The 23,931-nt window shown below is 51.8% G+C and carries 24 protein-coding genes; 12 read left to right on the top strand and 12 right to left on the bottom strand.

The window, feature by feature from the left end:
* Nucleotides 1–43: 43 nt before the first annotated feature.
* The 8 genes from lnt (at nt 44) to hmpA (ending at nt 8,470) form a co-directional block, all read left to right on the top strand.
* A complete protein-coding gene (gene lnt, locus CHB59_RS08875; protein ID WP_089375886.1) occupies nt 44–1,522 on the top strand; it encodes an apolipoprotein N-acyltransferase in 1,479 nt (492 codons plus the stop codon).
* 101 nt (nt 1,523–1,623) lie between these two features.
* Nucleotides 1,624–2,562, top strand: a complete 939-nt coding sequence (gene glyQ, locus CHB59_RS08870) for a glycine--tRNA ligase subunit alpha (protein ID WP_089375885.1) — start codon at nt 1,624–1,626, stop codon at nt 2,560–2,562.
* Entirely contained in the window at nt 2,559–4,661 is a 2,103-nt protein-coding gene (glyS, locus tag CHB59_RS08865) for a glycine--tRNA ligase subunit beta (protein ID WP_089375884.1), read from the top strand. The genes glyQ and glyS overlap by 4 nt, the downstream gene beginning before the upstream one ends.
* A gap of 33 nt (nt 4,662–4,694) precedes the next feature.
* Entirely contained in the window at nt 4,695–5,237 is a 543-nt protein-coding gene (gene gmhB, locus CHB59_RS08860; protein ID WP_089375883.1) for a D-glycero-beta-D-manno-heptose 1,7-bisphosphate 7-phosphatase, read from the top strand.
* Between the two features lie 6 nt (nt 5,238–5,243).
* Nucleotides 5,244–5,954, top strand: a complete 711-nt coding sequence (locus tag CHB59_RS08855; protein WP_089375882.1) for a lysophospholipid acyltransferase family protein — start codon at nt 5,244–5,246, stop codon at nt 5,952–5,954.
* Nucleotides 5,954–6,664: a M48 family metallopeptidase gene (locus tag CHB59_RS08850; protein ID WP_089375881.1), complete on the top strand. Its 711-nt coding sequence runs from the start codon at nt 5,954–5,956 to the stop codon at nt 6,662–6,664. Before CHB59_RS08855 ends, CHB59_RS08850 begins: the two co-directional genes overlap by 1 nt.
* Nucleotides 6,665–6,732: 68 nt before the next feature.
* Entirely contained in the window at nt 6,733–7,182 is a 450-nt protein-coding gene (locus CHB59_RS08845; RefSeq protein ID WP_179212123.1) for an RrF2 family transcriptional regulator, read from the top strand.
* A 73-nt stretch (nt 7,183–7,255) separates the two neighbouring features.
* Entirely contained in the window at nt 7,256–8,470 is a 1,215-nt protein-coding gene (gene hmpA / locus CHB59_RS08840) for an NO-inducible flavohemoprotein (protein WP_089375879.1), read from the top strand.
* Nucleotides 8,471–8,542: 72 nt separating this feature from the next.
* Here the strand turns inward: hmpA and CHB59_RS08835 are convergent, their stop codons facing one another.
* From CHB59_RS08835 to CHB59_RS08785, 11 genes are all read right to left on the bottom strand, one after another.
* The gene (locus CHB59_RS08835; protein ID WP_089375878.1) at nt 8,543–8,740 is read right to left on the bottom strand and encodes a (2Fe-2S)-binding protein; all 198 of its coding nucleotides are present in this window, start codon (nt 8,738–8,740) and stop codon (nt 8,543–8,545) included.
* 180 nt (nt 8,741–8,920) lie between these two features.
* Nucleotides 8,921–9,400, bottom strand: a complete 480-nt coding sequence (gene bfr, locus CHB59_RS08830; RefSeq protein WP_089375877.1) for a bacterioferritin — start codon at nt 9,398–9,400, stop codon at nt 8,921–8,923.
* Nucleotides 9,401–9,413: 13 nt separating this feature from the next.
* Nucleotides 9,414–9,899, bottom strand: a complete 486-nt coding sequence (gene bfr / locus CHB59_RS08825; RefSeq protein ID WP_089375876.1) for a bacterioferritin — start codon at nt 9,897–9,899, stop codon at nt 9,414–9,416.
* 194 nt (nt 9,900–10,093) lie between these two features.
* Nucleotides 10,094–12,502: a heavy metal translocating P-type ATPase gene (locus CHB59_RS08820; RefSeq protein ID WP_089375875.1), complete on the bottom strand. Its 2,409-nt coding sequence runs from the start codon at nt 12,500–12,502 to the stop codon at nt 10,094–10,096.
* A 3-nt stretch (nt 12,503–12,505) separates the two neighbouring features.
* Nucleotides 12,506–13,303, bottom strand: coding sequence for a FixH family protein (locus CHB59_RS08815; protein WP_089375874.1), 798 nt, complete (start codon nt 13,301–13,303; stop codon nt 12,506–12,508).
* A 3-nt stretch (nt 13,304–13,306) separates the two neighbouring features.
* Nucleotides 13,307–14,743 (bottom strand): cytochrome c oxidase accessory protein CcoG, encoded by a 1,437-nt coding sequence (gene ccoG, locus CHB59_RS08810; RefSeq protein WP_089375873.1) that lies wholly within the window; start codon nt 14,741–14,743, stop codon nt 13,307–13,309.
* A 93-nt stretch (nt 14,744–14,836) separates the two neighbouring features.
* Nucleotides 14,837–15,778, bottom strand: coding sequence for a cytochrome-c oxidase, cbb3-type subunit III (gene ccoP, locus CHB59_RS08805; RefSeq protein WP_089375872.1), 942 nt, complete (start codon nt 15,776–15,778; stop codon nt 14,837–14,839).
* Nucleotides 15,779–15,791: 13 nt separating this feature from the next.
* Nucleotides 15,792–15,950 (bottom strand): cbb3-type cytochrome c oxidase subunit 3, encoded by a 159-nt coding sequence (locus CHB59_RS08800; RefSeq protein ID WP_245835109.1) that lies wholly within the window; start codon nt 15,948–15,950, stop codon nt 15,792–15,794.
* A 21-nt stretch (nt 15,951–15,971) separates the two neighbouring features.
* Entirely contained in the window at nt 15,972–16,706 is a 735-nt protein-coding gene (ccoO, locus tag CHB59_RS08795; protein ID WP_089375871.1) for a cytochrome-c oxidase, cbb3-type subunit II, read from the bottom strand.
* A 35-nt stretch (nt 16,707–16,741) separates the two neighbouring features.
* On the bottom strand, nt 16,742–18,199 hold the full coding sequence (gene ccoN / locus CHB59_RS08790) for a cytochrome-c oxidase, cbb3-type subunit I (protein ID WP_089375870.1): 1,458 nt from the start codon (nt 18,197–18,199) through the stop codon (nt 16,742–16,744).
* A 257-nt stretch (nt 18,200–18,456) separates the two neighbouring features.
* Complete coding sequence (locus CHB59_RS08785) at nt 18,457–19,098, bottom strand: OmpW/AlkL family protein (protein WP_089376021.1); 642 nt, start codon at nt 19,096–19,098, stop codon at nt 18,457–18,459.
* A gap of 240 nt (nt 19,099–19,338) precedes the next feature.
* Here CHB59_RS08785 and CHB59_RS08780 point away from each other — a divergent pair, with 240 nt between their 5' ends.
* Both CHB59_RS08780 and CHB59_RS08775 read left to right on the top strand, forming a co-directional pair.
* Entirely contained in the window at nt 19,339–20,259 is a 921-nt protein-coding gene (locus tag CHB59_RS08780; RefSeq protein WP_179212122.1) for a branched-chain amino acid transaminase, read from the top strand.
* Nucleotides 20,260–20,278: 19 nt separating this feature from the next.
* Nucleotides 20,279–20,470, top strand: coding sequence for a zinc-finger domain-containing protein (locus CHB59_RS08775; RefSeq protein ID WP_089375868.1), 192 nt, complete (start codon nt 20,279–20,281; stop codon nt 20,468–20,470).
* Between the two features lie 41 nt (nt 20,471–20,511).
* Here CHB59_RS08775 and murI read toward each other — a convergent pair whose 3' ends face one another.
* Entirely contained in the window at nt 20,512–21,330 is an 819-nt protein-coding gene (gene murI, locus CHB59_RS08770) for a glutamate racemase (protein WP_089376020.1), read from the bottom strand.
* 120 nt (nt 21,331–21,450) lie between these two features.
* On the opposite strand from murI, the gene CHB59_RS08765 reads away from it, so the two are divergent.
* Both CHB59_RS08765 and CHB59_RS08760 read left to right on the top strand, forming a co-directional pair.
* Entirely contained in the window at nt 21,451–21,996 is a 546-nt protein-coding gene (locus CHB59_RS08765) for a cob(I)yrinic acid a,c-diamide adenosyltransferase (protein WP_089375867.1), read from the top strand.
* Between the two features lie 255 nt (nt 21,997–22,251).
* Nucleotides 22,252–23,802, top strand: a complete 1,551-nt coding sequence (locus CHB59_RS08760) for an alginate export family protein (RefSeq protein WP_245835105.1) — start codon at nt 22,252–22,254, stop codon at nt 23,800–23,802.
* Nucleotides 23,803–23,931 lie beyond the last annotated feature (129 nt).

Below are 23,931 nucleotides of genomic sequence, written 5' to 3'. Positions count from 1 at the left end.
TAAAGACTTGTTCTCCGTCCACTTTAAATCTCCAGAGGATACTTTGAAACTGTCACGTCCAGGCCTGCTCCATCTCATCGCGCTACTTGCCGGCGCATTCAGCGTCACTGGGTTTGCTCCTTTCTACTGGTATCCAGCCACCATCCTCGGGCTTGCCGGGCTGGTTTACCTCTGGCACTTATCCGATACGCCAAGGCAGGCATGGTGGATAGGCTTCTGCTTTGGCCTGGGCTTGTTCGGCGCTGGTATTTACTGGATATATATCAGCCTACATGACTTTGGCGACATGCCGGCGGCCATGGCGGTCATAGCCACTTTTCTTTTGAGCGCGTTCCTGGCCCTGTTTCCTGCCACTACAGGCTGGGCAGCCCGTAAAACCGGTCACCTCTGGCTCAGTATTCCGGTCTTGTGGGTGTTGAGCGAATGGGTGCGCGGCTGGATATTCACTGGTTTTCCATGGCTATTATCAGGATACTCACAAATCCCTGGCAGTCCGCTTGCCGGTTTTGCGCCTGTATTGGGCATACACGGCGTTTCACTTGGCACCATCCTCAGCGCCAGCATCATTGCAGCCATTGTTGTGTATTGGAGGCACCCTGTTCCCCGACGCAATAGCCTCCTGTTGCTGGCAATACTCTGGGCGACAGGTGGCCTGCTCAAACTCGCTCCCTGGAGTATGCCGGCAGGAGCCCCCACTTCTGTCGCGTTATTGCAAGGCAACCTCACTCAGGACCTGAAGTGGGAAACGCAGACCTTGCGCGAGACCTTGCAGCGTTACCTGGACATGACACTGGGCACCCAGGCAAAACTCATCATCCTGCCCGAAACCGCCTTTCCACTTGTTGTCAGCCAGATGCCGGCAGACTACCTGAAGCAGCTGGCAGACCATGCGCGCAGCAATGGTGGCGATATCCTGATCGGCACAGTGGAAGAGGAAGATGGTCATTATTACAACAGCATGCTCAGCATGGGCAGCTCACCAGAACAAGCCTATCGTAAAACCCACCTGGTGCCGTTTGGAGAATTCATCCCGCTGAAACAAGTGTTTGGCTGGGTATATGAAAACTGGCTGAACATCCCGCTGACAGATATCTCACGTGGCGGATTCCAGCAACGTCCGATGCAGATTGCAGGCCAGGCAGTAGCCATCAATATCTGCTATGAAGATGTATTTGGCGAAGAAATCATCCTGCAATTGCCTGAGGCCGGCATACTGGTCAACACCAGCAATGATGCCTGGTACGGTGACTCAATTGCCGCCTACCAACACCTGCAGATTGCACAGGCTCGCTCCATGGAAACAGCCCGCATGATGTTACGCGCCACCAATACCGGCGCCACCGCCATCATACGCCCCGATGGCACCCTGGCAGCCCATGCCCCTCACTTCGAGACAACGATTCTTGAAGGAGAAGCACAAGCCTATCAAGGTACCACCCCTTATGTACGCTGGGGCAATTGGCCGATCCTGATTGCACTCTTTACGTCACTTGGCCTTTTGTGGCGTCGTAAAAAGAAGTAAAATCAAGCCCTTTTGCACGCTACCGTCTGCACAATGAATCACTGTGATGCAGTGAGTATTATCAGACTGATAAACCCAATCCAGACAGATAGTTAATCGACATGCTGACTTTTCAACAGATCATCCTGACCCTGCAGCAATACTGGGATAAACAAGGCTGCGCCTTACTGCAGCCTTATGATATGGAAGTAGGTGCGGGCACTTCCCACACAGCCACCTTCCTGCGCGCCATCGGCCCTGAGCCATGGAAAGCTGCCTACGTACAGCCCAGCCGCCGCCCCAAGGATGGCCGTTATGGCGAAAATCCCAACCGCCTGCAACATTACTATCAATTCCAGGTCGTGCTCAAACCTGCCCCGGACAATATTCTTGAACTTTACCTGGGTTCACTTGAAGCACTGGGCTTCGACCTGAAGCAGAACGATATCCGCTTCGTCGAGGATGACTGGGAAAACCCGACCCTGGGCGCCTGGGGCCTGGGCTGGGAGGTCTGGCTCAATGGCATGGAAGTGACACAGTTCACCTATTTCCAGCAGGTCGGCGGCATCAACTGCCGTCCCATCACGGGCGAAATCACCTATGGCCTGGAACGCCTGGCGATGTATCTGCAAGGCGTAGAAAACGTCTATGGCCTGGTCTACTCCAAGGGCATCAACGGCGCGCCTGACCTCAAATACGGCGACGTATTCCACCAGAATGAGGTCGAGCAATCCACCTACAACTTCGAGCATAGCGATGCCGATTTTCTCTTTATTGCTTTCAACGCCCACGAGAAAAAAGCGCAAGAACTCATAGAACACAAACTGGCGCTGCCTGCCTATGAGCAAGTGCTGAAAGCTGCACACACTTTTAACCTGCTCGATGCACGTGGCGCTATTTCCGTCACCGAGCGTGCCGCCTATATCGGCCGCATTCGCAACATGGCGCGCGCTGTGGCTGCGAGCTATCTCGACAGCCGCGCACGCCTCGGCTTCCCGATGGCGCCCAAGGCCTGGGCAGATGAAGTATTGGCAGAACTGGCAAAGAAAGCAGCAGCATGAGCAACCTACTCGTAGAATTATTCGTCGAAGAACTGCCACCCAAGGCATTGCACAAACTGGGACAGGCATTTTCCACCACCTTATTCGACACCTTGAAGGCTCAAGGCCTCATTGCAGCAGATTCCGTCGTGACGGCTTACGCCTCGCCGCGCCGCCTCGCCGCTCATATCACGCAAGTAGCAGCAAAAGCCGTTGACAAGGCCGTGGCACAAAAACTCATGCCGGTCAGCGTTGGCCTGGATGCCGACGGCAATGCCACTCCTGCATTACAGAAAAAGCTGGCAGCACTGGGCGCGGATGTCAGTGTGGTAAACCAACTCAAGCGCGAACATGATGGCAAGACCGATGTCCTGTTTCTCGACCTTACTGTTGCCGGAGCAACCCTGACAAACGGTCTGCAAAAAGCGCTGGACGAAGCCATCGCCAAGCTGCCCATCCCCAAGGTCATGACCTATCAATTGCAGGATGGCTGGAGCAACGTCAATTTCGTACGCCCTGCCCATGGCTTGGTTGCCCTGCATGGCAATGAAGTCATCCCGATCAATACTCTGGGTCTGTCTGCATCCAACCAGACACTGGGCCATCGTTTTGAGGCCGCGCAGAACCCTATTGTGTTACGTGATGCCGATAGCTATGCATTGCAATTGCAAGAAGATGGCGCTGTGATTCCTGGCTTCAATGAACGCAAGGCTGAAATTGCTCGTCAGCTGGAAAGAGCCGCCGCGAAACTTGATCTGCGCCCGATCGAGGACGAGGCTCTGCTGGATGAAGTGACCGCATTGGTCGAGCGTCCAAATGTACTGGTTGGCCAGTTTGAAGAAGAATTCCTGGCCGTACCGCAGGAATGTCTGATCCTGACCATGAAAGCCAACCAGAAATATTTCCCGCTGCTGGATGCGCAAGGCAAGCTGACCAATAAATTCCTCATCGTTTCCAATATCACACCAGCTAACCCCAGCGCGGTCATTGGGGGTAATGAGCGCGTCGTGCGCCCGCGCCTGTCAGATGCAAAATTCTTCTTTGAACAGGATCGCAAGAAAACTCTGGAATCCCGTATTCCTGGACTTGCCAAAGTCGTATACCACAATAAACTGGGTTCCCAGGGTGAGCGCATTGCGCGTGTCAGCGCCATTGCCAATCTGGTTGCCACGGCACTGGGAGATCAGGCATTGGCCGCGCAAGCCTCACAGGCTGCTCAATTGGCCAAGGCCGACCTTGTGACAGACATGGTGGGAGAGTTCCCTGAACTGCAAGGCATCATGGGGCGCTACTATGCCCAACATGAAGGCTTGAGCGACGACATCGCCTACGCTATCGAAGACCATTATCGTCCGCGCTTTGCGGGCGACGAACTGCCACGTAACCGCGTGGGTCTGGTCGTGGCATTGGCCGACAAGCTGGAAACATTGGTCGGCATGTTCAGTATTGGCGAAAAGCCCACCGGCGAGAAAGACCCGTTTGCCCTGCGCCGCCATGCCATCGGCATCTTGCGCATCCTGACTGACGGCGGCATCAACCTCGAGCTGGATACCCTACTGCAACAGGCATTGTCAGTGTTCCATCATGCATTCGACCATGCAGCCGTCCTGCAGGCGCTGGAAGAATTCATATTCGACCGCCTGGCTGGCAATTTGCGCGATCAAGGCTACAGCGCTCAGGAAGTCGATTCCGTATTGGCATTAAAGCCGCAATTGATTGCTGACATCCAGCAACGCCTGGCTGCTGTCCATGCATTTGCAGCCTTGAACGAAGCTCCCAGCCTGGCTGCCGCTAATAAACGTGTAGGCAATATCCTCAAGAAATCCGAAAGCACGATTGAGCAACATATCAATCCCGCCCTGTTGCAGGAAGATGCCGAAAAGGCACTGGCACAAGCACTGGCACAAGTGCAGCCGCAGGCGCAACAAGCATTCGTTGCTGGCGACTATACTGGCTCACTCAAGACACTGGCTGCCCTCAAGGTACCAGTCGATGCATTCTTTGATGGTGTCATGGTAAACGCCGATGACCCCGCCCTGAAGGCCAACCGGCTCTCATTGCTGGCAACACTGCACCAAGCCATGAATCAGGTAGCCGATTTGTCCAGGCTCGCGGCATAATAGCCATCTCGTGCAGCCAGACCGGAAACTACCATGAAGCTTGTCATTCTTGATCGTGACGGCGTGATCAACCACGATAGTGCGCAGTTCATCAAAAGCCCGGATGAATGGAAGCCTATCGAAGGCAGCCTGGAAGCGATCGCCCTGCTCAACCAGAGCGGTTATCGTGTAGTCTTGGCAACCAATCAGTCCGGGATTGGCCGCGGCTTGTTTGACATGGCAACCCTGAATGCCATCCATGACAAAATGCACAAGGCATTGGCACAGGTTGGAGGGCGTATAGACGCGTTGTTCTATTGCCCGCATGCCGCAGATGCGAACTGTAATTGCCGCAAGCCAAAATCCGGCATGATAGAAGAGATCAGCAAGCGTTTCGGCATGGACCTGAAAGGGGTACCCAGCGTGGGCGATTCCCTGCGCGACTTGCAAGCCAGTGCAGCCTTTGGAGCCCAAACCATCCTGGTACTTAGCGGCAAGGGAGAAAAAACGCTGGCAGCTGGCAACCTGCCCGAAAACACCTGGGTGTGCCGTAATCTTGCCGATGCCGCACACCGTATCATTACTGAACTGAGTTAGGCCTAGATGATTTATATCCGCTCATTTCTCTACATGCTGGGCATGTGGATTTTCACGCCTGTTTTTACCACACTGTCCCTTTTCACATTTCCGCTATCGCGCAGGACACGCTACATCTTGATTTCCGGCTGGGCCAGAAGCATGCTCTGGTGGCTGAAAGTCACTTGCGGCCTGAGCTACCGCGTCATTGGACGTGAAAATATTCCCGATCACCCCAGCGTCATCCTGTGCAAACACCAATCTGCCTGGGAAACACTGGCGCTACAGCAAATATTCCCCCCTCAGGTCTGGGTGCTGAAACGTGAGCTGCTATGGATTCCATTCTTCGGTTGGGGTCTGGCTCTCACCTCCCCCATCGCAATCAACCGGGCTGCCGGGCGCGAAGCGCTCAAGCAATTGGTATCAAAAGGAAAAGAACGGCTTGCGCAGGGTTTCTTTGTCGTCATTTTCCCCGAGGGCACCCGCGTGCCACCTGGCACTACAGGCAAATATCACATAGGCGGTGCATGGCTGGCCACTCATAGCAAATCCACTGTCGTACCAGTTGCCCACAATGCAGGGGAATACTGGGGCAAGAATTCCTTTCTCAAACGTCCCGGCACCATTACATTGAGTATTGGCCGACCGATTGACACGCAAGGCATCAAGGCGGATGCACTCAACCAACGCGTTGAAGCCTGGATAGAACAGGAAATGCGGCTGCTGGATCGCAAATAATGCAATACATGCTGGCACTGCCCAATGGTGAGCAGATACCTTATCATCTGGAGCGTCGTGCCAGACGTACGATAGGCATGAAAATTACGGCAAATGGCCTGGTCGTGCATGCTCCCTTGCGCATCCGCCAGTCTGAGCTGGAAACACTGTTGCTCAGCAAGGCACGCTGGATCAGCACCAAGCTCCAGGCCAGGCAATCAGCCAGCATCCCCGAATTTCAATGGCATGATGGCGCTACACTACACCTTCTGGGCCAGCCATTAACCTTGAGAATCATCCAGGCAACGCGCAACAGCAGCCCCGAACTCGCTGGTCGCGAATTGAGAATCGCCACGACAGACCCCCACGACCATGGGCTGATTGCGCACAAAGTCATTCAATGGTTCAAGAAAGAGGCCAGGCTGGATTTTATCAGGCGGCTACCTATCCTGGCAGCCAGGCTGGGAGAGCCAACCCCCAGCCTGTTTCTTTCCAATGCCAGGACCCGTTGGGGAAGCTGCAACTCCAGACGTGAGGTCCGACTCAACTGGCGCCTGATCCAGGCCGACCCTTCCCTGGTTAATTACGTCATTGCCCACGAACTCGCCCATTTACGCGAAATGAACCACTCAGCAAAATTCTGGGCCGTTGTCGCGAGTATTTATCCTGAATATCGTCAAGCTGAGCGAGACCTGAAGGCCTGCTCACAACAGCTCTATCTGATCGGCTGACCTGATCGCCATTCAGTGGCGGATGCCTATTGTTGCATCCATAAGTAAACAATACTATACTGGTCAGCATGCAACTCACCAAGTTTACTGATCTCGGCCTGCGCGTATTGATGTACGTCTCTCAATACGAACGCACGCAGCCTATCACCATCAGTGAAATTGCCACGCAATTCAATATTCCACGCAATCATCTGATCAAGGTTGTCACCTTCCTGAACAAAACCGGCTGGATCCAGACCACTCGTGGCCCCAACGGCGGGTTGCGTCTAGGCATCGATCCTGCATCCCTACGCCTTGGTCATATTATTCGGGTATTGGAAGGCAGCACCTCCCTAGTCAACTGCCAGGATCCTGTCTGCCCGCTGGCAGGTCTGTGCGGGTTACGCCACGCCCTAGATCAGGGTTTGAATAATTTCTATGAATTCATGGATTCATACAGCCTGCAAGATGTCATTCGCAACCCCACAGCCAATGTCATCATCAAGCTGCAACGCAATCACCTAGCAGAGGCCCATTAATTTTCCCGCTAATCATTTGCCTCATATGTGCTTGCAATAATTGTTTCATTTTATATACAACAAAGGAGTTAATATGCTTTCCGCAGCCGCCCGCCCTTATATCGATGCCAGTGTTCCAGTATTGCGCGAGCATGGCCTGGCCATTACCAGCGCTTTCTATAACAACATGCTGACCAAGCATCCCCACCTCACCAATCTGTTCAACATGGGCAACCAGGCCAATGGCTCGCAACAGCAATCCCTGGCATCTGCCGTATTTGCCTATGCCGCCAATATCGACAATGCTGCCGCCCTGGGGCCGGTAGTCAAGCGTATCGTGCACAAACATGCTGCTGTCGGCATCAAGCCGGAACATTACCCTATCGTTGGAGAACATCTGCTGGGCGCGATCAAAGAGGTGCTTGGAGATGCTGCCAGCGAAGAATTGTTGAATGCCTGGGGTGAAGCTTACTGGTTGCTGGCTGATACCTTGATTGAAGAAGAAAAGAATCTGTATTCCACTACGCCGACCACGCCCGGCGCATTGATCCCACTCAAGGTCGTACGCAAAGTGAAAGAATCTGAATACATTACTTCTTTCTATCTGCAACACCCCAATGGCGGTAAACCCGGCGATTTTCTACCTGGTCAATATATCAGCGTGGACATGCAGTTCAATGGAGGCCGCAACCGCCAGATACGACAATACAGCCTTTCTGATTCTGTCGCAGCTCCATGGTGGCGCATTTCCGTCAAGCGTGAGATCGAAGATGGTGACAAACCACGCGGACGTCTCTCCAATTGGCTACATGACGATATTGATGTGGATGATATCCTGCAAGTCACCCCGGCATTCGGTGATTTCGCCCTGGACCCCATTGCCAGCGACACTCCATTGGTATTGCTTTCCGCTGGCGTCGGCATCACCCCTATCATCGCCATGCTCAACTCCGTTCGTGACCTCGCACCCCAGCGTCCGGTGTACCTGGCCCACGCTGCACGCTACCCATCATGGCAGAGCCATCGCCTGGACCTGCAGGAAGCCATCAGCCGCATGCCGCACCTGAAGACCATGTTCTTCTATGAGGCTCTGACAGAAGGCGCACTCCATAACCTGGGTGAGACACACCAGGGCCTGATGGAGATCAAGCTACTCTGGCCAGACATATTGGAAAACGCAGATATCTACATGTGTGGTCCGCAAGGCTTCATGCAATCGCAAAGAGAACAATTACTGCAAGCCGGTGTGCCTGCAGAACGCATCCATCGCGAAGTATTTGGCCCGGACCTGCTGGATCACTTACTGTAAATGTAAAAAGAGAAATGAAATAACTGACAAATCCCTGGCTGAGCTGATGCTCACCGGGGATTTTTATTGACCTCAGGCAAAACTGATCGGCATGACACCAGTGTTTTCCTGATGTACTTCACGCAAGCACTGGCGTGCGCAACTGGCGCACTGACCGCATTCAGCCCCAACGCCCAGTTCCCGCCTCAAATCCTTGAGACTACTTGCTCCTGCTCGCGCTGCCTGGGCAATCTGGCGATCAGTTACGGCACGACAAACACAAACATACATATCAAGAAACCCAACACTTCCACTATTGCAAGCACAGTTCAAGCTGATACTTGAGCGACGGAGAATAAAAAACAAACGATAACTATTATTATTTTAACTTCTCTTGTTGTCAATAGACGTAGCGTGCGTGCATAAAAAAACCGCAGCAAAGCTGCGGTTTTCCTTTAATACTACAAATACTTAGTCTGCAGCTTCCATATGCGCTTGCAGGTAGTTAGGCAATGTAACATCCGCGATCAGGCTATGTTGGGTTTCCAGCCAGTCAATCGCAGCCTCACTTTTTTCAAGCAATTCCTGCAACAGGTCACGGCTGACGTAATCCTGTAACTCCTCACATAATGCAACGGCTTCAACCAACAGTGGGCGATGTATCTCCCTTTCATACTTGAGATCGCCTTGCAGGCATTCCACTACATTCTCACCGATCAGCAGCTTGCCAAGATTCTGCAGGTTGGGCAGCCCCTCAAGAAACAGGATGCGCTCAATCAACTCATCCGCCTCCTTCATCACCCGGATCGACTGTTTATATTGATAGTCGTTGAGTTTTTCCAATCCCCAGTTACGGAACATGCGTGCATGCAGGAAATACTGGTTGATCGAAGTCAGCTCATTCTTCAACACCTTGTTCAGTGTTTCGATAATCCTTTTATCACCCTTCATGATCCTCTCCTTCTCAAACTGCCGCACCAGATTTCATCTGGCTTTGCAGGTAATTTTCCAGGCCCACCATATCAATCAGACGTAACTGCTGTTCAATCCAGTAAGCATGATCCATTTCCGTGTCATCCAGTTGCACCAGCAACATATCGCGCGATACATAATCACCGGATTTTTCACATTGCGCCATCGCCGCTTTCAGATCACCTACCACCTGATATTCGAGCGCCAGATCTGACTTAAGCATTTCAGGCACCGTCTTGCCAACATTCAGGGGATGACGTTTTTCCAGGTTCGGCTTGCCTTCGAGAAAAAGAATACGCTGGATGATTGCACGCGCATGCTGGCGCTCATGGTCTGACTCGTGCAGACTTTTCTGCGCCAATTGGTTCAAGCCAAAATCCGCATACATCTCACCATGAATCAGATATTGATCAACCGCAGTCAGCTCTCCTGCCAGCAGTTCATTCAAAATATCAATGATTTTCTTGTCGCCTTTCATAGCACCTCCACCGAAGTATGTATTCAATGGTTAGCATGATACTCAAATTCACAAGAAAACAACAGGAAAATTTTTTATAAATTATTGATTTTTAATGATTTTATGAAGAAAAATACCAACAAGAATCATTCTTTCTATTACCAGGGAATGTGATCGTTTTCTGTTGACACTTCATCACCAAGACACGTTTTGCTTTAGCGCAAACGCAAAGAATTGAGAATCACAATCAAGGAGCTGACCGACATGCCGATGGCGGCCATCCAAGGGGCGATCAGGCCAGCGGCAGCAAACGGCAGTGCTACTGCGTTATAAATCAGCGCCCAAGTGAAGTTTTGACGCACAACACTAACGGTGAAACGGCCTGTCGCGATGGCATGGTCGATTTCCTGCAGGTTTTCTCCCAGCAGGATGATGTCTCCGGAAGCGCGGGCCATTTGCGTGCCGTTTCCCATCGCAAATGATACTTGTGCTCCGGCCAGCACAGGAGCATCGTTTATCCCATCCCCTACCATGGCCACCACATTTCCCTGCTGCTGCATCTCCCGTAATGCAGCCAATTTACCTTCCGGGGTCAAGTCTGACTTCCAGGATGTAATGCCGGCAACATCGGCAAAATGCTGCACACTGGATGCGCGGTCTCCACTCAGGATAGATACCATGATCTGCCGTTCCTTCAGGCTTGCCATCAGCTGGCCCACTCCTGGGCGCATGGCGTCAGCCAGAACAAAAGCCGCCAATACCCGGCGTGGATTACTCAACCAGACCAGGCTGGAACCTGGTGGCAGTACGGGTGGCTCAGGATAAGTGACATTGGTATTCAGCGCGGCATTGCCAATGTAATATCGCTCTCCGTTAATCTCCCCGCTGATCCCTTTGCCTGGCTGGTTTCCTGCATCCAGGACAGGCAAGCGCTGGGCTGTATTGACCATCTCCGTAAAACTGCGGGCCAGTGGATGTTCAGAGCTTTGCTCTAGGCTGGCCGCAAGACGCAATACGTCCTCACGTTGGGCATCACCATAAGGCAGGACGGCTGTAATACGTGGACGCCCCATGGTCAGGGTACCGGTTTTATCAAAGACGATATGCCTGACTTGGGCCAACGACTCCAAGGCGTGGCCGCGTGTCAACAGTACGCCGCGCCCCACAAGATGAGAGCCTGCAGCAGCAAATGCTGCCGGTGCAGCCAGTGAAAGTGCACACGGACAACTCACTACCAACACAGCCAGAATGATTTCAAAGCAACGTTCCGGGGCAATCCACCACCAGACCAGGCCAATAACGACTACTGCAACCAGGAGAATGGTGGTGAAATAGACCGCCACAATATCTGCCACCCTGGCCAGACGTGGCTTTTCTGCCTGAGCCCTGTCCAGCAGGCGCGCGATGCCCGCGATGACTGTCTGCTCGCCAACTCCACCCACTTGCACTTGCAAGGGGCTTTCATAATTGATACTCCCGGCATAAACATGATCTCCGAGCGATTTGGGCACTGGTCGGCTCTCGCCAGTCAGCAGCGACTCATCCACCTGGCTAATCCCTTGCAGCACTGTGCCATCACCAGCGATGGTTTCACCGGGCTTGACCAGTAATGTATCTCCCACTTGCAAATCATGTAAGGGCACTATCTGCGGCTGCTGGTTTTCATCCAGGCGGGTAGCCATGGGGGGAATCAGGCGGTGCAGGTTTTCTGCCGCTTCAATAGACTTCTCTCGGGCATGGCGCTCCAGGTATCGTGTGGCCAGCAAGAAGAAAATCAACATGGTCAAAGTGTCGTAATAGACAATACCGTCCCCATGCAGGGTCACCCACACACTGCCGATGAAACCCGTGATCAATCCCAGGCTGATCGGTACATCCATGCCAACATGACCGCGCCGTATGCTGCGCCAGGCAGCCTGATAGAAAGGCCAGGCGGAATACAGCATGGCAGGCATGGTCATGATCAAGCTGAACCAACGCAGCAATTGAGCAGTCGCAGGCTCCAGCCCCTGTGCCGGTCCGGCATAAAATGCGACGGCGACCATCATGACTTGCCCTGCAGATAAGCCGGCAATAGCCAGCCTGCGGAAATCCTGCCGACGCTGATGCTCCCTTACCTCTTGCTGCTGCTGCGCACTGAACGGATGTGCGTGATATCCCAGCTTGCGAATTTCTGCCAATATCTGGCTCAGCCGGATTTTTTTATCATCCCAGCGAACGCGAGCGCGATGAGAGGAATAGTTGATGGATGCCATGACCACGCCATCCAATTGTTGCAGGTGCCGCTCGTTCAACCAGATACAGGCAGCACAGGTAATATCCTCGAGAATCAGCGAAGCTTCCAGCAACTCACCCGATTCATCGTGCACAAAACTTTTCTGCACTTCCGGATGATCATACAGTTCCAGTTGCCGTAGCTCGTCCGGCACCAGTTCCTCTGCCGTCTGAGGAAGTTCGGTGCGATGCTCGTAATAGCCCTCCAGGCCGTTCTGGACAATGGACTCGGCTACCGCCTGGCATCCATGGCAACACATGCGGCGGCGCTGCCCCAGCACAGCCACCTGAAAATCCGTATTATCCGGAACAGGCAGGCCGCAATGGTAGCAGGTCACATCTGCAGTCACCGCTTATTCACTCCCGATAAACAGTGACTCCTGCTTGCGGTAGCGCTTGTCATCCTTTTTTACCAATATTTCGGCCACCCAGCGGCCTGAGTCCGGCAAATTGACTTCTACACTATATTGACCAGCTGCCTGCTCAACCATGGGGTAAATCTTGTCATCACGACTATTGGCCATGCGCCAGAAATTGAGTGTCACCTCAGCCTGGGATATCTCTGCCCCACTTTCATCCGTGATTTCCACAAGCACCTGCCCGGGTTGCGCTGGCTCCAGTTCCTCCAGCCCCTGCCACTGAATACGCCAGCCCAATGCCTGCTGCTGCTCAATCAATTCAAGATGAGGCTGATAGCTTTTATTGCGGTCATGGGGCATTACGCCAGGGAAAGCAGTATGCACCCGCTGGTTTTCAGGACTAGGCAGGAAAATGGAAGTCAGTCCCTGGGGCAAACCACGACCGGCAATGGACAACAGAATTGCATTGGATATGGCCAGGAAAATAAAGAACCCGATAATGATCTTGGGGGCCCAATGCATGGCCTGCTGTTTCTGCCGCATGCTGCCAAATACCCCGAGCAAGCCTGCATTGGCAAGAAATAGTGCAAAATGAATTGCCAGCACATCTCCCCCACCCCAATGCTGGGTGCTATACACGATATACAGCACGAACGGGACTACCGCACTCAATATCGCCGCCCAGAAGTTGGGAACACGCAGCAGGCGCAACAGGAAATAAAGTCCGATGGCAAACACCAAGCCACCAAACAAGGTTTCAGCAATACTCAGTGCGGGAATCAAATTAAGCATGAATCATTGGCCATTAAAGTGTGTCTTGATCACCACAGGCTCAGCATCGGCGATCGTAGGAATGATGACAAAGAAGAACTCCTTGGTATTGCGCGCCATATCCGCAGGAAGATCAACTTTGACATTCAGGCTCAAGGTCTTGCCTGCACGCACACGGATTTCCGGAATATTGCCAATATCAAGCGACTTGGCAGGAATACCCTGTACCTTGAGTTCATAGCGCTGGTCATCATCTGTCCGGTTGGCAATATTGACCTGATAACGGTTACGCACACTGCCATCGGACAACACAATAAACAAAGGCTGGCGTATCTGCTGCACATTGGCATCTGTATCATTACGCGAACCGATGTTATATCCCAGTATCAGGCTGGCAATCAACAAGGCAGCGGCATACCCTAACACCTTGGGACGCTTCCAGTCCAGATGAGGTTTGTGAGGTGTCGGACTGGCAATATTCTGTTCCGAGTCATATCTGATCAGGCCACGCGGAGAGCCGATTGAATCCATGATGTTATTGCAGGCATCAATGCACAGTCCGCAAGAGATACATTGATATTGCAAGCCATCCCGGATATCAATGCCCGTCGGGCAGACCTGCACACAAAAACCGCAATCAATACAATCCCCGTGTCCTGCTGCCTGACGCTCTTCCCGGGTACGTAAGCCCTTACTTGGCACTTTCCGCCCAGCCGTACCTTCACCGCGCCGCACATCGTACGCGACCGCCAGTGTATCCGGCTCATACATAACGCTCTGGAAACGCGCATAGGGGCACGCCAGCGTACAGATATGCTCGCGCGACAGGCCTGCAGCCACATACGTCGTGATCGTCAAGACCACTACAGTAATATATCCAGCCTCTGCAGCAGTACCCGCAAATAATTTGGGCAGGAAATCCGGCGCATAGGTGAAATAACAGGCAAATGTTACCCCGGTCCAGAAGGAGACCAGAATCATGAGGCCATGCGATGCGCCCATCTTGAGGATTTTTTCTGTGTTCCAGGGTTGTTTCAACAAGCGCAACCGCGCCGGGCGCTCCCCTTGCACCATGCGTTCTATCATGATGAACAAATCTGTCCACAATGTCTGGAAGCAGAAATAGCCACACCAGGCACGACCTATCAGGCCAGTGGTAAAAAACAGCAAGGCAGCGGCAATGAACAATAACATCGCCAGCCAGAAAATATCCTGCGGATAAACAACCAGATTGAAAATGAAGAAACGACGGGACTCTAGGTCGAACAAAAGCGCCTGGCTCGCGCCATTGTGCCGATCCCATGGCATCCACGGCAACAAGAAATACACAGAATAGGCAATCAGCATGACCGCCGTTTTGAATGTACGGAACTTGCCTTTTACCGATCGCGTAACAATAGGAATGTGTCGGTTCAGAAGCGGAGATTTCTTGACACCATTGGTAGAACTGCTTGCTTCCATCACGCTGACATCACCACCTTCAGAAAAAGAGATGCAACTGCACTAGAAATAAAGGCCCACATAGCGTGAGCCTTTATTCAACGCCAGGAGGACTTACCGACCGCCGCCAAGGCTATCATGTACATAGACCGTCAACAACTTGATTTGTTCTGGCTTCAAACGGCCACCCCAAGTCGGCATCACACCACGATCCAGCCCAGAAGTAATGACACGTTTCACTTCTGCCAATTTGGCCTCCTGTCCGGCCTTACCATCAACATCCGCCCAGAGCCAGATCTTGTCGGTCAGGTTGGCAGAACCCATCTGTGTATTACCCTTGGCATCTGCGCCATGGCAATAGTAACATCCGGCCTCCTCACTCTTGAAGAGCTGCGCACCCACTGTTGCCAAACTGGCATCATGTGGTTCGCCTGACAGGCTCAATACATAGTTCGCCAGCTGTGTGATCTGCTGATCCTCCAGCACTTCCTTGAATGCCGGCATGAAACCACGACGCCCATGCTCAATCGTTTGATGGATTTCATCGTAAGTACCGCCAAACTGCCAGTGATCATCCGTCAGATTCGGAGCAAACCCGATTTTGCCTTGTCCACCAGCCTGATGGCAAGGTGCACAGTTATCAGAAAATAGTGTCTTACCAGCAGAGTTCACGAATTGCATGAGTTCTGCATCCTTGGCAACATCGTCGTAAGACATGGAGGCCACCTTGTCAAACCATTGCTTCTGGATAGCTTCCATCTCATTCATTTCGTGCAGGAACTTGGAACGCATGTTCCAGTGCGTGGTTTTCTCCACTTCCTTGCCATCGACAGTTTTTGCCGTATAGGTAATGGTATGCAGCCCGGTCAGGCCTTTAGTGTAATTACCCCCAATAGGCCATGCGGGATACAGCAGCCAGTAAACTACCGTAAAAATAAATGTAATGTAAAAGCCCCAAATCCACCATGTAGGCAAGGGATTGTTATATTCCTCAATGCCATCCCAGCTATGGCCCATGGTTTTCGGTGCTGTCGTCGTAGCCTTATCCTGACTCATAATGCTTTCCTAACTAGATCTCGTCATCTTGCAGCGGGATGTTCTTGTGACTTTCCAGAGTCTCGCTGCGTGTTTTGCTTCCGAAAAGATAGAACAGGACACCACAGAACACGAGAAAAAAAATGACCAGTGACAACGGTTTAGTATTTTCAAAACGCGTGAACCAAAGCATCCATTCCATCATCTTTACCTCTTAACGGAATTTGACGAAATAATCGTCATCATATTTCTTGAAATCAACCATGGTGCCCAGTACCTGCAAGTAGGCCACCAATGCATCCATTTCAGTGATGTTGCTCGGGTCAGTATCGTAATTACCCAGCTGAGCCTGGGCAACCAGGTTTTTCTCTGCATCAGGAATATGCAGCGTCTTGGCAACATCCGCGCCAAACTCTTCAACGTTACGCTGATACTCAGCTTGGCTGTTGGAGTATGGAACACCAGTGCGGCGCAACGCCTTCATGCGATCCTGTATATCGTCATACTTCAGTTCATTCTTCGCCAACCAAGGATAGTTAGGCATCACGGACTGAGGCACCAAGGAACGCGGAGCGGTCAAATGCTGGGTATGCCAGTCATTGGAATATTTTCCTCCGACACGCGCCAGGTCAGGACCGGTACGCTTAGAGCCCCATTGGAATGGATGGTCATACTTGGACTCAGCCGCCAGTGAGTAATGGCCATAGCGCAATGCTTCATCACGGAAAGGACGAATCATCTGTGAATGGCACAGGTAGCAACCTTCGCGAATATAGATATCCCGTCCCCGCTGTTCCAATGGCGTGTAAGGACGTACGCCATCTACTTTTTCCACGGTTTCCTTGATGAAGAACAGCGGAATGATCTCAACCATACCACCGACACTGATTGCCAGCATGGTGAATACCAGCAATATGCCCAGGTTGCGCTCAATATTGTCATGCTTCATGAATAACTCCAGTAACTCGTCTATACATCAGCCGCTTAGGCTGCTGCCACATTAAGGTCCGCATGTGCAGCGGTACTACCCTGACGGATGGTCTTGTACATGTTGTAGCACATGAGGATCATGCCGGTCAGGAAGAAAATTCCGCCTACAGCCCGCATGACATAGAACGGATGTGCTGCAGCAACAGACTCAACAAAGGAGTATTGCAAGTTGCCAAAGTCATCGAATGCGCGCCACATCAAGCCCTGCATGATGCCGGAAATCCACATGGCAGTGATGTAAAGCAGCACACCAATGGTTGCCAGCCAGAAATGCACGTTCACCAGGCGCACGCTGTACATCGGGGTATTCCAGAGACGCGGCACCATATGGTACAGGCTACCGAAGGTAATCATGGCGACCCAGCCCAGCGCACCGGAGTGAACGTGGCCGACTGTCCAGTCAGTGTAGTGGGACAAGGCATTGACATCCTTCAAGGACATCATCGGGCCTTCGAAAGTAGACATGCCATAGAAAGACAGGGCCACAATCAGGAAACGGATCACAGGATCAGTACGCAACTTGTCCCATGCGCCGGACAACGTCATGATACCGTTGATCATACCGCCCCAAGACGGCAGCAACAGCATGATGGAGAATGTGGCAGCCAGTGTGCCAGTCCAGTCAGGCAACGCAGTCCAGTGCAAATGGTGTGCACCAGCCCACATATAAAGGAATATCAAAGCCCAGAAGTGCAGAATGGACAAGCGATAGGAATACACCGGACGGCCAGCCTGCTTGGGAACGAAGTAATACATCATGCCCAGGAAAGCCGCAGTCAGGAAGAAACCCACAGCATTATGACCATACCACCATTGTGTCATGGCATCCTGGGTACCGGAGAACAAGCTGTAGGACTCCAGGGAGAAGAGCTTCACAGGCACCTGCAGGTTATTGAAGATATGCAGCAAAGCGGTTGCCAGGATGAATGCAAGGTAGAACCAGTTGGCAACATAGATATGCGGCTGTTTACGGTTGAGCAAAGTGCCTACGTAAATAGCCAGATAGGAGACCCACACCAGCAATACCAGCAGGTCAATAGGCCATACCATTTCCGCATATTCGCGCGCTTGGGTATAACCGAACATGTAACCCAGCGCGGAAAGCGCAATCGCAGCCTGCCAACCCCAGAAAGTAAAATTGGCCAGCCCGTCTCCGCCAAACAATCGCGTTTGACAGGTGCGCTGCACAACATAGTAAGAAGTGGCAAAGAGCGCACTACCACCGAATCCAAAAATGACACCACTGGTATGCACTGGACGCAAGCGGCCAAATGTAATGTATGGGGTGTCAAAATTCAGAAACGGAAAAGCCAGTTCAGAGGCGATATAAACGCCAACGAACATACCAATCGCTCCCCAGATCAAGGTCATGATGGTGAACTTGCGAATAATATCGTAATTATATTGTTCGCTAGTACCAACACCAGCAGTCGAGACGCTTGCCGTTGCCATTACTATCTCCTTACACAAAAATCTAGCTGTAACAAATCGCAAAATTATATTCCCTATCCAAGCTCTTGGACAAGAAAAACCCTAAAAAAATTGGGTAATATCACGCCCCCGTGACAGCAGCACCCTTCACCGCATCCACCACACTTCTAGATTCCCTTCCTGATCAATCACATACCCTCCCACAGGCTGGATCAACCAGTTTTCATGGAAAAAACCACAGAATGACCATCATCGGGAAAATGTCTGGGAAATATGACTTAGAAGCGCTTGCCGAAGCCGAAACCAATCACCCACGGGTTAATATCAAGGCGGTCGATCTTCGCTCCACCCTTAAGCCTGACATCTGTATCCACCCACAGATACTTGATATCAGCATTCAATAGCCACCCATCCTTCATATTGATATCAAACCCCGCCTGCAACACCGGCCCCCAGCTATTGCGCTCGACACGGATCTCGCCCACTTGCTTCGAATACAGTCCATTATCCATAAAGCGGGTGTAATTCAGCCCGGCGCCAAGATAAGGATCAACAATCCGCCCGGGGCGAAAATGCCATTGTGCCGTCAGCGTTGGTGGCAGCAGGTTGACAGAACCAAGCGACTCACTCGCCACCCCGCCTGCTCCCTTGATGCTGACATCATGACGCGTGCCCAATGCCAGAATCAGCTCCAGTGCAATATTCCGAGTCAGATAATAAGAAATATCCAGCTCAGGAATCACCTGATCGTTTACCTGCAGCCTAGCCCCAGCAGCACCAACATAATGTCCCAACCGGCTCTTTTCATCAGGACTGACGTTCACAGCACGCGCACGCACTACCCAATCCCCGGCCTCAGCCATGACAGTGAGAGGAGCCAATAACATACTTCCCAACACAACAAACTGCTTGAGTTCCATCAGATCCACCTTATTAACCATAAAATAATTATGGTTTTATTCTACATCCATTAACCATAATTTAAAAGTGGTTAATATCCCAGCAAAACACTCAACTTATCCACACCAAGGATTGCTGCCAGAAAATCCTGACGCGTTCATCTTTCCAGCATGAACAATTTCAGAAAACCAGCTATTCAAATACAAGAGCTTGCGCGTACAATGAAGGTTTTGACAGCAATTGGTAACGGAGAAACAAAGATGTCGATGGCCGACCGCGATGGTCTGATTTGGTATGACGGAAAAATGGTGCCTTGGCGCGATGCCACCACCCACGTGCTGACCCACACGCTGCACTACGGCATGGGCGTATTTGAAGGTGTGCGCGCCTATAAAACAGACAAGGGCACAGCAATTTTCCGCCTGCAGGAACACACTGACCGCCTGTTCCGCTCGGCACATATCCTTGGCATGAGAATGCCATTCGACAAGGCCACATTACTCGAAGCGCAAAAAGCTGCGATCCGTGAAAACAATCTCGAATCAGGCTATATGCGTCCCATGGCATTCTATGGTGCTGAAGCCATGGGCATTTCCGCCAAGACGCTCTCCACGCATGTCATTGTCGCAGCATGGTCATGGGGCGCCTATATGGGTGATGATGCCATCAAGCACGGCATTCGCGTCAAGACCTCCTCTTTCGCTCGCCATCATGTCAATATCCACATGTGTAAAGCCAAGGCAAACGGCAATTACATGAATTCCATCCTGGCACACCAGGAAGCTGCGCAGGATGGCTACGATGAGGCGTTATTGCTGGATGTCGATGGTTTTGTCGCTGAAGGCTCCGGTGAAAACATTTTCATCATCCGCAATAACAAGATCTATACACCAGACCTGACCAGCGCGCTGGAAGGTATCACACGTGATACGGTTGTTCAGTTAGCCACAGAATTTGGCTACCAGATTATCGAGAAACGCATTACCCGCGATGAAGTGTATTCTGCTGACGAAGCCTTCTTCACTGGTACTGCCGCCGAAGTGACACCGATCCGCGAACTGGATAATCGTGCCATTGGCGCCGGCACACGCGGCCCAATCACCGAAAAGCTGCAAGCCAAGTATTTCGATGTGGTTCATGGCCGCTCTCCAGAGCATATCGACTGGCTCACCCTGGTATAAACACAATCAAGAGGACGCCATGACAACGGACACCAAGGAAATCGAAATCAGCGCCAAAGACCTGCCGCTGCACTGCCCTACCGATGCAGTGGCATTGTGGTGTTCACATCCGCGCGTCTTTCTTGATATCGCTGCCAGCGGCCATGCTGCATGTCCTTATTGCGGGACAAAATACAAACTGAAGGCTGGAGAAACCATCAGCCACCACTAAACAATAAAGCCGGATTCGTTCCGGCTTTATTGTTTCCAGCGTCATACATCCATCGGTGCTTTTTGCACTGAGACTTCCCCGCCTATGCATTGCCGGATGAACACCACACCTTCCGGTGTATCGTTGTTGGTCCAGCACACGACCGTGCCCTGAGCAGGATTTTCAGCAGGTAATGTCAACTCATGCAGGCGTCGGCACAACTGCCGGGCCACGGCCTCCCCTGTATCAATCAGCACCACCTCCGGCCCGGCAATTTCGGCAATCAGTGTTTCCACAAAAGGATAATGCGTGCACCCCAGCACAATAGTATCAGCACCCGATGCTATCAACGGAGCAACATATTGCTGCACCAACGCTCGCGTCGTCGCAGAAGCCAGGTCTCCCTGCTCAATGCGCTCAACCAGCCCGGTACACGCCTGGGTCTCCACCTTGATATGCTGGCCATAACTTTCCAGCAAGGCTGCGAATTGCGCACTGCGCAGCGTTCCACTGGTCGCAAGCACGCCCACGATACCACTCCGTGTTGCTGCTACTGCAGGCTTGACCGCGGGCTCCATCCCGATGACAGGCACTGCAAACTCCTGTCTCAGCGTTTTGATGGCAGCGGCAGTGGCGGTATTGCAGGCCACAACAATTGCCTGAGCCCCCTGCCCCAAAAGAAAATGAGTGATTTTTCTTGCCCGTTCGATGATATAGGCCGAAGTTTTTGATCCATAAGGCGCATGCAATGAATCTGCAAAATACAGCAGATTTGCATCCGGAAGCTGTTCCCTGATATGCCGTAATACAGACAGGCCCCCAACGCCGGAATCAAAAACTCCTATGACTGGCGCAGGTTTCTCAGACGAATGATCCGACACATTGAACTCAATCAGGATATGAAATAAAAACTGACACAGTGTACCCAAGGCAGCCCCTGTGAACCAGCCCCCTGCATTTCAAATTAGAATACGGGTATTCACAAAAACAAAGGATATCCCATGGGCAACCGCCTCAGCAAAATATACACACGCACAGGTGACGATGGCCTCACCGGTCTGGGAGATGGCAGCCGCACCCCCAAAGACAGCATTCGCATAGAGGCCATGGGCAACGTGGATGAGCTCAATGCCGCATTGGGCGTATTACTTACAGAACCCCTCCCGGATTCAATATCAGCATCCCTGCTGGCCATACAACACGATCTGTTTGATCTGGGAGGCGAAATCGCCATTCCCGGCCACCAAATTTTAAATCCTGATCGCGTCAGCGTCCTAGAGCAGACGCTGGATACTCTTAATGCAGAACTCAGCCCATTACGCGAATTTATTCTACCAGGCGGTACCCGGGCCGCGGCATTGTGCCACTTGGCCCGCACCGTATGCCGTCGGGCAGAACGGACGCTGATTACACTGCATCGCGAACAAGAAACCACACCTGCCTCACTGCCTTATATCAATCGCCTCTCTGACCTGTTATTTGTCATGGCGCGTCATCTCAACCGGATAGCTAATGCGCCGGATGTAATGTGGAAACATTCACGTTGATTTTCCCCTTCCCCATATTTTAAATTTGAATATTATTAGAATAAAAAATTATTTTTTATTATTTGAAGCCATTGTTAAAGTGCACACATCTCACATCCATCCGGCTATCTGGTAATTCTGGATGGATGCCAGCATATACCTGGCCTCACGAGCCAGTTTTAACCTACTGCACCCGCAGCGGCTACTATTAATATTCGTTTAAACAGGGATTGCACCCAGTCGACTGGAAGCAATACTTTGATCAGGGAGATCATCTTGTCCAAGAAAACTGGAATTATCCAACTATTAATTGCGAGTGGCATTGTGCTGAGTACTGGGCTGGCCTATGCAGAGGAAATCACGACCAACTCCACACTCAGTGCAGAAGAAAATGACCAGCAGGAACGTATCAAGGCGCGCAAGGCAGAACTTGCCGCTGAAGCCGCGTTAGCCAAGAAGGCTGAAAAAGGCTACTGGGTAGCTCCGCGTGCTTACGGCACCCAACGTGAGAGTGAACCACCAAGATTCGTTAAGCCTATCAACCAGACCTGGCTCAAGGAATATACTGACATCGACTGGCTGGATGTAGGCGCTGACTATCGTTTCCGCTATGAAAACCGCGAAAATGACTTCCGCCGCGGCACCAATGTCACAGATGAGCCATTTTTGTTACGCTCCCGCGTCTACCTTGCCGTGCGTAATAAATTTGATCCTTTGAGATTTACGCTTGAGTTGGAAGATGACCGCCGTAATCACAGCCACTTTGCGCGTGACAACCGTGATGTGAACCTGGCGGAGCCAATCCAGGCCTATGCGGAACTGTTTTTCAAGGATGGACTGGGCAAGGATGATCTGGGTAATGAACGGCCTGTCAGTATCAAAGCTGGTCGCATGGCCTTCGAGCAACTTGATCGCCGCCTGATTGCCCGCAATGAATGGCGCAATACCACCAACACATTCCAGGGTGTGCGAGCCACTTTTGGTCAGCATAAAAATGATTGGGAATTCGATATTTTCGCCCTGCAACCACTGATTCGCTTTACTGAAGAGCTTGACCAGCGCGATAACGGGCAATGGTTCTATGGTGCCGTATTCGATTGGCGCAAATGGTCAGACATCATCACCCTGTCCCCTTCTTATTTCTACCTCAAGCAAGATGGCGACAAAGTAAAATATAACTCCTCAGGCGTACCTGTCACCAATGCCAATGACCGTGAAATCCACACTGCCGGTCTGCGCGGTTATGGACTCATCGGCAAGACAGGTTTTGATTACGATGCCAGCTACTACCGCCAGTGGGGCGAAGATGGTGCCAAGGACCATCGCGCCTATTCCTATGTCGCTGAAGTTGGCTATACCGCTGATCACCCATGGAAACCACGTTTCAGCGCTAACTATGGTGTTGCAAGTGGCGACAAGGGATCAAGCTCCGGCACCAGCGAACGTTTTGATCGCCTGTTCGGGTTTGCGCGGCCATGGTCAAGCAATGATTACATCCAGATGGAAAACATCAATGCCACCAAGATTCGTGCCGAATTCAGCCCGTTCACCGGCGTGAATATTGATACAGGCTATAGCTGGTATAAGCTGGACAGCGCAACTGACCGCTGGGGTGCCAGCGCGGTGAGCACCGATGCCACTGGAAATAGTGGTCGTGACCTGGGAGAAGAGTGGGACCTTCGCGTTCGCTTCCCGGTCAACAAGCATGTCGGCGCCAATGTGGGATATGCCTATTTCAAGGGTGGAGATTTTGTAAAAAACAGGATCGGCGACCGCAAAGACACCTCCAACTTTTTCTACGTGGAGTTGACAGTCAGCGCGTTCTAGCCCTTTTCCCAACTCGTATATCTCCTATAGATCACCGGGATAACTACACGTTATCCCGGTTTTTTTTGCCCCGACTCAATATTCGTTTTTTGTATAAAAATATAAAAACAAATTATTTTTTTATATTTA

This window comes from Methylobacillus rhizosphaerae, assembly GCF_900187985.1.
Classification (GTDB): Bacteria; Pseudomonadota; Gammaproteobacteria; order Burkholderiales; family Methylophilaceae; genus Methylobacillus; species Methylobacillus rhizosphaerae.
Note: the sequence above shows the minus strand (reverse complement) of the source record. Positions and strands in the feature narration are given on the sequence as shown.

Coding starts and splice junctions, on each gene's coding strand:
- glyQ (WP_089375885.1), top strand. CDS start 1,624: ATGCTGACTTTTCAACAGATCATCCTGACCCTGCAGCAATACTGGGAT.
- glyS (WP_089375884.1), top strand. CDS start 2,559: ATGAGCAACCTACTCGTAGAATTATTCGTCGAAGAACTGCCACCCAAG.
- gmhB (WP_089375883.1), top strand. CDS start 4,695: ATGAAGCTTGTCATTCTTGATCGTGACGGCGTGATCAACCACGATAGT.
- CHB59_RS08855 (WP_089375882.1), top strand. CDS start 5,244: ATGATTTATATCCGCTCATTTCTCTACATGCTGGGCATGTGGATTTTC.
- CHB59_RS08850 (WP_089375881.1), top strand. CDS start 5,954: ATGCAATACATGCTGGCACTGCCCAATGGTGAGCAGATACCTTATCAT.
- CHB59_RS08845 (WP_179212123.1), top strand. CDS start 6,733: ATGCAACTCACCAAGTTTACTGATCTCGGCCTGCGCGTATTGATGTAC.
- hmpA (WP_089375879.1), top strand. CDS start 7,256: ATGCTTTCCGCAGCCGCCCGCCCTTATATCGATGCCAGTGTTCCAGTA.
- CHB59_RS08835 (WP_089375878.1), bottom strand. CDS start 8,740: ATGTATGTTTGTGTTTGTCGTGCCGTAACTGATCGCCAGATTGCCCAG.
- bfr (WP_089375877.1), bottom strand. CDS start 9,400: ATGAAGGGTGATAAAAGGATTATCGAAACACTGAACAAGGTGTTGAAG.
- bfr (WP_089375876.1), bottom strand. CDS start 9,899: ATGAAAGGCGACAAGAAAATCATTGATATTTTGAATGAACTGCTGGCA.
- CHB59_RS08815 (WP_089375874.1), bottom strand. CDS start 13,303: ATGCTTAATTTGATTCCCGCACTGAGTATTGCTGAAACCTTGTTTGGT.
- ccoG (WP_089375873.1), bottom strand. CDS start 14,743: ATGGAAGCAAGCAGTTCTACCAATGGTGTCAAGAAATCTCCGCTTCTG.
- ccoP (WP_089375872.1), bottom strand. CDS start 15,778: ATGAGTCAGGATAAGGCTACGACGACAGCACCGAAAACCATGGGCCAT.
- CHB59_RS08800 (WP_245835109.1), bottom strand. CDS start 15,950: ATGCTTTGGTTCACGCGTTTTGAAAATACTAAACCGTTGTCACTGGTC.
- ccoO (WP_089375871.1), bottom strand. CDS start 16,706: ATGAAGCATGACAATATTGAGCGCAACCTGGGCATATTGCTGGTATTC.
- ccoN (WP_089375870.1), bottom strand. CDS start 18,199: ATGGCAACGGCAAGCGTCTCGACTGCTGGTGTTGGTACTAGCGAACAA.
- CHB59_RS08785 (WP_089376021.1), bottom strand. CDS start 19,098: ATGGAACTCAAGCAGTTTGTTGTGTTGGGAAGTATGTTATTGGCTCCT.
- CHB59_RS08780 (WP_179212122.1), top strand. CDS start 19,339: ATGTCGATGGCCGACCGCGATGGTCTGATTTGGTATGACGGAAAAATG.
- CHB59_RS08775 (WP_089375868.1), top strand. CDS start 20,279: ATGACAACGGACACCAAGGAAATCGAAATCAGCGCCAAAGACCTGCCG.
- CHB59_RS08765 (WP_089375867.1), top strand. CDS start 21,451: ATGGGCAACCGCCTCAGCAAAATATACACACGCACAGGTGACGATGGC.